Source organism: Rhodanobacter sp. FW104-R8, from assembly GCF_001617365.1.
In the GTDB taxonomy this organism is placed as follows: domain Bacteria; phylum Pseudomonadota; class Gammaproteobacteria; order Xanthomonadales; family Rhodanobacteraceae; genus Rhodanobacter.
The window spans coordinates 1-5,226 of the sequence record NZ_LVJR01000067.1; the positions used below are offsets into that span (position 1 = coordinate 1).

Sequence of the window (5,226 nt, forward strand, 5' to 3'; positions counted from 1 at the left end):
CTTGCCGTGATCCACGTGACCAATCGTGCCGACGTTCACGTGCGGCTTGGTGCGTTCGAATTTACCCTTTGCCATAGCGCGCTAAACCCCGATGGAGTCAATGAATTGAAGAAACCCGCCCGTTTCGGGGCTGGCCATGACGGCCAATGAAGTGGTGCTCATGACAGGAATCGAACCTGTGACCTCTTCCTTACCAAGGAAGTGCTCTACCGACTGAGCTACATGAGCGTGTATTTCAGCCGTCCTCCATGACGGCGAAGAACAAACTTGCGTCCCTGCAAGACTCTTCAAATTTTCAACAACCCGCGACGAGGACAGGGCTGTTCCTTTTTGCCGCCATGGAAGGCGGCTTGAAATAGCGCAATGGAGCGGGAGACGGGAATCGAACCCGCACCATCAGCTTGGAAGGCTGAGGTTCTACCATTGAACTACTCCCGCCCTGCGTGGAGCTCGTCGTGGTGGAGGGAGGTGGATTCGAACCACCGAAGGCGTAAGCCAGCAGATTTACAGTCTGCCCCCGTTGGCCGCTTGGGTATCCCTCCAACAAAGAACGCGTATTGTGTGGATCGGACCCCGAACTGTCAACACCTCGCGGCGCCAATTCCGCATGAGAAATGCGATTTTCCGCGGCGGTGTCAGTCCGACGGGACCGCCCGCAGGTCGACCAGCTGCTCCATGCCCTTGGACAGTTCCAGCAGCTTCTTCGCCTGTACCTGCAGCCGGCGTTCGCCGTCGTTGCGCGGCTCCCAGTGCGGCACCGGGGTCGGCTTGCCGTCGGGGCTGTCCAGCGCCACGAAGACCATCACGCAGCTGGTCGCCAGGCGCTGTTCGTCCTTGCGCAGGTCGCGCGCCAGCACCTCGACTGCCATGTGCATGCTGCTGGTGCCGGTGTGGATCAGGCGCGCGCGCACCGTGACCAGGTCGCCGATCAGGATCGGCGCCACGAACTGGATGCCGCTGACCGAAGCGGTGACGCAGTACGCCCCGCTCCAGCCCACCGCGCAGGCGTAGCCGGCCTGATCGATCCACTTCATCGCCATGCCGCCGTGCACCTTGCCGCCGAAATTGACGTCGGTGGGCTGGGCGAGGAAACGGAACGTCACTTCCTGCTGTTTACCGGGCATGGACTGGCACCTGTCGACGGGATTCCGAGCTTGGCATTATGCCCTGACTCGGGAGGCTATCCGCACGGCCGCGGCGGGCTCCGCCCGATGCCGCCTGCGCCCTGCTCCGAAGCCACCGATACCGGTCGCGGCGACGGCACTCAGACGTTGAACAGGAAGTGCAGCACGTCGCCGTCCTTGACGATGTAGTCCTTGCCTTCCTTGCGCAGCCGGCCGGCCGCCGCCGCGCCGGCTTCGCCCTTGTACTGGATGAAGTCGTCGTAGCCGACCGTCTCGGCGCGGATGAAGCCGCGTTCGAAGTCGGTGTGGATCACCCCGGCCGCCTGCGGCGCGGTGGCGCCGCGCTTCACCTGCCACGCGCGCACTTCCTTCACGCCGGCGGTGAAATAGGTCTGCAGGTCGAGCAGCCTGTAGCCGGCGCGGATCACCCGGTTCAGGCCCGGCTCGTCCAGGCCCATGTCCTTCAGGAACTCGTCGCGGTCGGCCTCGTCGAGCTGCGCCAGCTCCTCCTCGATCGCCGCGCACACCGGCACCACCTCGGCGCCCTCGCCGGCGGCGCGCTCGCGCACGGCGTCCAGCAACGGGTTGTTCTCGAAGCCGTCGTCGGCGACGTTGGCGATGTACATCAGCGGCTTCAGGGTGAGCAGGAACAGGTCGCGCACCAGCGCCTTCTCTTCCTCGTCCAGGCCGGCGCTGCGCGCGGAGCGGCCGTCGTTGAGCGCGGCGGACAGCTTCTGCAGCACCGGCTTGCGCGCCATGGCCTCCTTGTCGTTCGCCTTGGCCGCGCGCTCGGCGCGGTTCAGCGCTTTCTCCACCGACTCCAGGTCGGCCAGCGCCAGCTCGGTGTCGATGGTGTCGATGTCGGAGATCGGGTCGACCTTGCCGGCGACGTGGATCACGTCGCCCTCGAAACAGCGCACCACGTGGGCGATCGCGTCCACCTCACGGATATGCGCCAGGAACTTGTTGCCCAGGCCCTCACCCTTCGACGCGCCGGCGACCAGGCCGGCGATGTCGACGAACTCCACCGCGGTCGGGACCACCTTCTGCGGATTGACGATGTCAGCCAGCGCGTTCAGCCTCGGATCCGGCACCGGCACCACGCCGACGTTCGGCTCGATCGTGCAGAACGGGAAGTTCGCCGCGGCGATACCGGCCTTGGTCAGCGCGTTGAACAGGGTGGACTTGCCGACGTTGGGCAGGCCGACGATGCCGCATTTGATGCCCATGGTTTGCTCCGGGATTCGGGATTTGGGATTCGGGATTCGGAAGAGCGGGGCCGTCGTACTTTTAACGAATCCCGAATCCCAAATCCCCAATCCCGGCTATTTCGTATGCAACTGCTGCATCGCCTTGTCGAACTGGCCGTCGACCGCCAGCGGCAGCACGTCCAGCGCGCGGGCGATGCCGTCGAGGATCGCGTCCTCGTCCGTGGCCGACGGCCGGCCCAGTACCCATGGCGTGACCTGGTCGCGATGACCGGGATGGCCTATGCCCACGCGCAGCCGGTGGAACTTGCCGTGGCCGAGATGACCGATGATGTCGCGCAGGCCATTCTGGCCGCCGTGGCCGCCGTCGAACTTCAGGCGCACGGTGCCGGGCGGCAGGTCCAGGTCGTCGTGCGCGACCAGGCACTGCTCCGGCTCGATCTTGTAATAGCGCAGCGCCGAGACCACGGCGATGCCGCTCTTGTTCATGAAGGTGGCCGGCTTCAGCAGCCAGACCGGTTCGCCGCCGAGGCGCACGCGGCAGGCCTCGCCGTGCAGCTTGCCGTCGAAGGCGAAGCGCTCGCCCTGGGCGCTGGCGAGGGCGTCAACTAGCCAGAACCCGGCGTTGTGCCGGGTTCGGAGGTATTCGGCACCGGGATTGCCCAGCCCGACGATGAGTCGCAAACCAGCCATGCGGACAAGCAGCCGTGTCGGCCCGCACTCCGCCGGAGCGCGGGCCGGCGCGGCTTACTTCTTGTCGTCCTTCTTGGCCGGCGCAGCGGCAGCGGCCGGAGCAGCCGGCGCGGCAGCCTCGGCGGCCGGGGCTTCCTCGACCTCTTCCTGCACCGTATTGGCCGTGACCACCGCAGTGTCGTGGCCTTCGCCGCCATGCAGGGCGACCAGCTCGACGTTCTTCGGCAGCTTCAGCTGCGACAGGTGGATGATGTCGCCGGGCTTCAGGTCGGCCAGGTCCAGCTCGATGAACTCGGGCAGGTCCTTCGGCAGGCAGGAGATCTCCACTTCGGTCAGGTTGTGCGAGATCACCACGCCGGAGGTCTTCGCCGCCGCGGACTTTTCCTTGTTCAGGAAATGCAGCGGCACGCTGACGCGGATCGCGGCCTTCTCGTCCACGCGCAGGAAGTCCATGTGCATCATCAGCTGCTTGAACGGATGCTTCTGCCAGTCGCGCACCAGCACCTTCTGCACCTTGCCGTCGACGTTCAGGTCGAGCACCGAGGAGAAGAACCACTCGTTCTTGGCGGCGAGCAGGATGGTGTTGTGCTCGATCTGGATGCTCTCGGGAGCCTGACCGGCGCCGTACACCACGGCCGGCACGAAGCTCGCATGACGCAGGCGGCGGCTCGCACCTTTCCCCTCGTCCTTGCGGCTTTGCGCCTTGATTTCATGAGTTTTGGACATTTCGTTGCTACCTTGGTTGTGTTTGCCGCCTCGCGGCGGCTTGGGTGACTTCCCCGCGACCAGGGAAGATCGTTACTTCACGCGGCATCCATGCCGCGAAAAGCTGAACATCAAGACCGCCCATCCGGGGCGGACATTTCAATTAATCCACGTACAGCGAACTCACCGACTCGCCGAAGGCGATGCGGCGAATGGTTTCGGCCAGCAGTTCGGCGACCGAGAGCTGGCGGATCTTGGCACAGGCCAGGGCTTCCGGGCGCAGCGGCAAGGTGTTGGTGACCACCAGCTGGTCGAGCTGGGAGCCCTCGATGTTGCTGATCGCCGCGCCGGACAGCACCGGGTGCACGCAGTAGGCGACCACCTTGCGGGCGCCGCGCTCCTTCAGCGCCGCGGCGGCCGCGCACAGGGTGCCGGCGGTGTCGACGATGTCATCGACCATCACGCAGGTCTTGCCGGCCACGTCGCCGATGATGTTCATCACGGTGGACACGTTCGCGCGCGGCCGGCGCTTGTCGATGATCGCCAGCTCGGCGTCGTCCAGCCGCTTGGCGATCGCGCGGGCACGCACCACGCCGCCCACGTCCGGGCTCACCACGATCAGGTCGTCCATGCTGTGGCTGCGCCAGATGTCGGCCAGCAGCACCGGCGAGGCGTACACGTTGTCGACCGGGATGTCGAAGAAACCCTGGATCTGGTCGGCATGCAGGTCGACCGTCAGCACCCGGTCGACGCCGGCGGCGCCGATCATGCTGGCGGCCAGCTTGGCGGTGATCGGCACCCGCGCCGAGCGCGGCCGGCGGTCCTGCCGGGCGTAGCCGAAGTACGGCATCACCGCGGTGACGCTGGCTGCCGAGGCGCGCTTCAGCGCATCGGTCAGCGCCAGCAGCTCGAACAGGTTCACCGCGCTCGGCGCACCGGTCGGCTGGATCACGAACACTTCCTGGCGGCGCACGTTCTCCTCGATCTCGATCTGCGCCTCGCCGTCGCTGAACGTGCCGACCAGCGCCTTGCCCAGCGGCACGCCCAGGCGATGGGCGACATCGTCGGCCAGGGCACGATGTGCGTTACCGGAAAACAGCAGCATCGGGGTGGACGTGTCCACAGTGATTACCTCGAAACCAAAGCCATCATGGAATGGCTGGGGCGGCAGGATTCGAACCTGCGAATGCGGGAATCAAAATCCCGTGCCTTAACCAGCTTGGCGACGCCCCAGTGATATTTGTGTCCGCTTGTGCTCGTGTATGCCCGGCCCGCCTGCATCGACGGGCCTGGCCGTCAGCCTGTCTGTACCCACCGATCCGCGCCGCGATGGCGCGCCAATGCATCATGCAGGGGCGACACGTCGACACCCGTGGCGACGACCGCCGTGAATGCCGCCGGACACTGCGCGGCAATCGCCGCTGCCCGATCGGATGACCTCGCCTCCAGAAACACGCAACCGCCGCTGCCGGAAAGCCGCGCCTGGCCGAAACCGC

Annotated in this window: 5 protein-coding genes, 4 tRNA genes and 1 pseudogene; all 10 read right to left on the minus strand. The window is 65.9% G+C overall.

Going from position 1 to position 5,226, the window contains the following annotated elements; translation table 11 throughout:
• Positions 1–152: 152 nt before the first annotated feature.
• Positions 153–228, minus strand: a tRNA-Thr gene (locus RHOFW104R8_RS11195).
• A 136-nt stretch (positions 229–364) separates the two neighbouring features.
• A tRNA-Gly gene (locus tag RHOFW104R8_RS11200) sits at positions 365–438 on the minus strand.
• 18 nt (positions 439–456) lie between these two features.
• A tRNA-Tyr gene (locus RHOFW104R8_RS11205) sits at positions 457–542 on the minus strand.
• Between the two features lie 93 nt (positions 543–635).
• A complete protein-coding gene (locus RHOFW104R8_RS11210; protein WP_068095137.1) occupies positions 636–1,124 on the minus strand; it encodes an acyl-CoA thioesterase in 489 nt (162 codons plus the stop codon).
• A gap of 140 nt (positions 1,125–1,264) precedes the next feature.
• Positions 1,265–2,353 carry a redox-regulated ATPase YchF gene (gene ychF / locus RHOFW104R8_RS11215; RefSeq protein WP_068095134.1) on the minus strand — a complete coding sequence of 363 codons (1,089 nt, stop codon included), beginning with the start codon at positions 2,351–2,353 and terminating at the stop codon, positions 1,265–1,267.
• A 96-nt stretch (positions 2,354–2,449) separates the two neighbouring features.
• Positions 2,450–3,025: an aminoacyl-tRNA hydrolase gene (gene pth / locus RHOFW104R8_RS11220; protein ID WP_068095132.1), complete on the minus strand. Its 576-nt coding sequence runs from the start codon at positions 3,023–3,025 to the stop codon at positions 2,450–2,452.
• A gap of 54 nt (positions 3,026–3,079) precedes the next feature.
• Positions 3,080–3,751 (minus strand): 50S ribosomal protein L25/general stress protein Ctc, encoded by a 672-nt coding sequence (locus RHOFW104R8_RS11225; RefSeq protein ID WP_068095130.1) that lies wholly within the window; start codon positions 3,749–3,751, stop codon positions 3,080–3,082.
• Positions 3,752–3,893: 142 nt separating this feature from the next.
• Positions 3,894–4,835: a ribose-phosphate diphosphokinase gene (locus RHOFW104R8_RS11230; RefSeq protein WP_068095127.1), complete on the minus strand. Its 942-nt coding sequence runs from the start codon at positions 4,833–4,835 to the stop codon at positions 3,894–3,896.
• A gap of 51 nt (positions 4,836–4,886) precedes the next feature.
• Positions 4,887–4,963: transfer RNA gene (locus RHOFW104R8_RS11235), tRNA-Gln, on the minus strand.
• A gap of 63 nt (positions 4,964–5,026) precedes the next feature.
• Positions 5,027–5,226: pseudogene (locus tag RHOFW104R8_RS17000) on the minus strand (4-(cytidine 5'-diphospho)-2-C-methyl-D-erythritol kinase); the annotation flags it as partial.

What these genes read in the sequence shown, in the direction of transcription:
- RHOFW104R8_RS11230 (WP_068095127.1), bottom strand. Translation starts at nt 4,835, where the DNA reads ATGCTGCTGTTTTCCGGTAACGCACATCGTGCCCTGGCCGACGATGTC.
- RHOFW104R8_RS11225 (WP_068095130.1), bottom strand. Translation starts at nt 3,751, where the DNA reads ATGTCCAAAACTCATGAAATCAAGGCGCAAAGCCGCAAGGACGAGGGG.
- ychF (WP_068095134.1), bottom strand. Translation starts at nt 2,353, where the DNA reads ATGGGCATCAAATGCGGCATCGTCGGCCTGCCCAACGTCGGCAAGTCC.
- pth (WP_068095132.1), bottom strand. Translation starts at nt 3,025, where the DNA reads ATGGCTGGTTTGCGACTCATCGTCGGGCTGGGCAATCCCGGTGCCGAA.
- RHOFW104R8_RS11210 (WP_068095137.1), bottom strand. Translation starts at nt 1,124, where the DNA reads ATGCCCGGTAAACAGCAGGAAGTGACGTTCCGTTTCCTCGCCCAGCCC.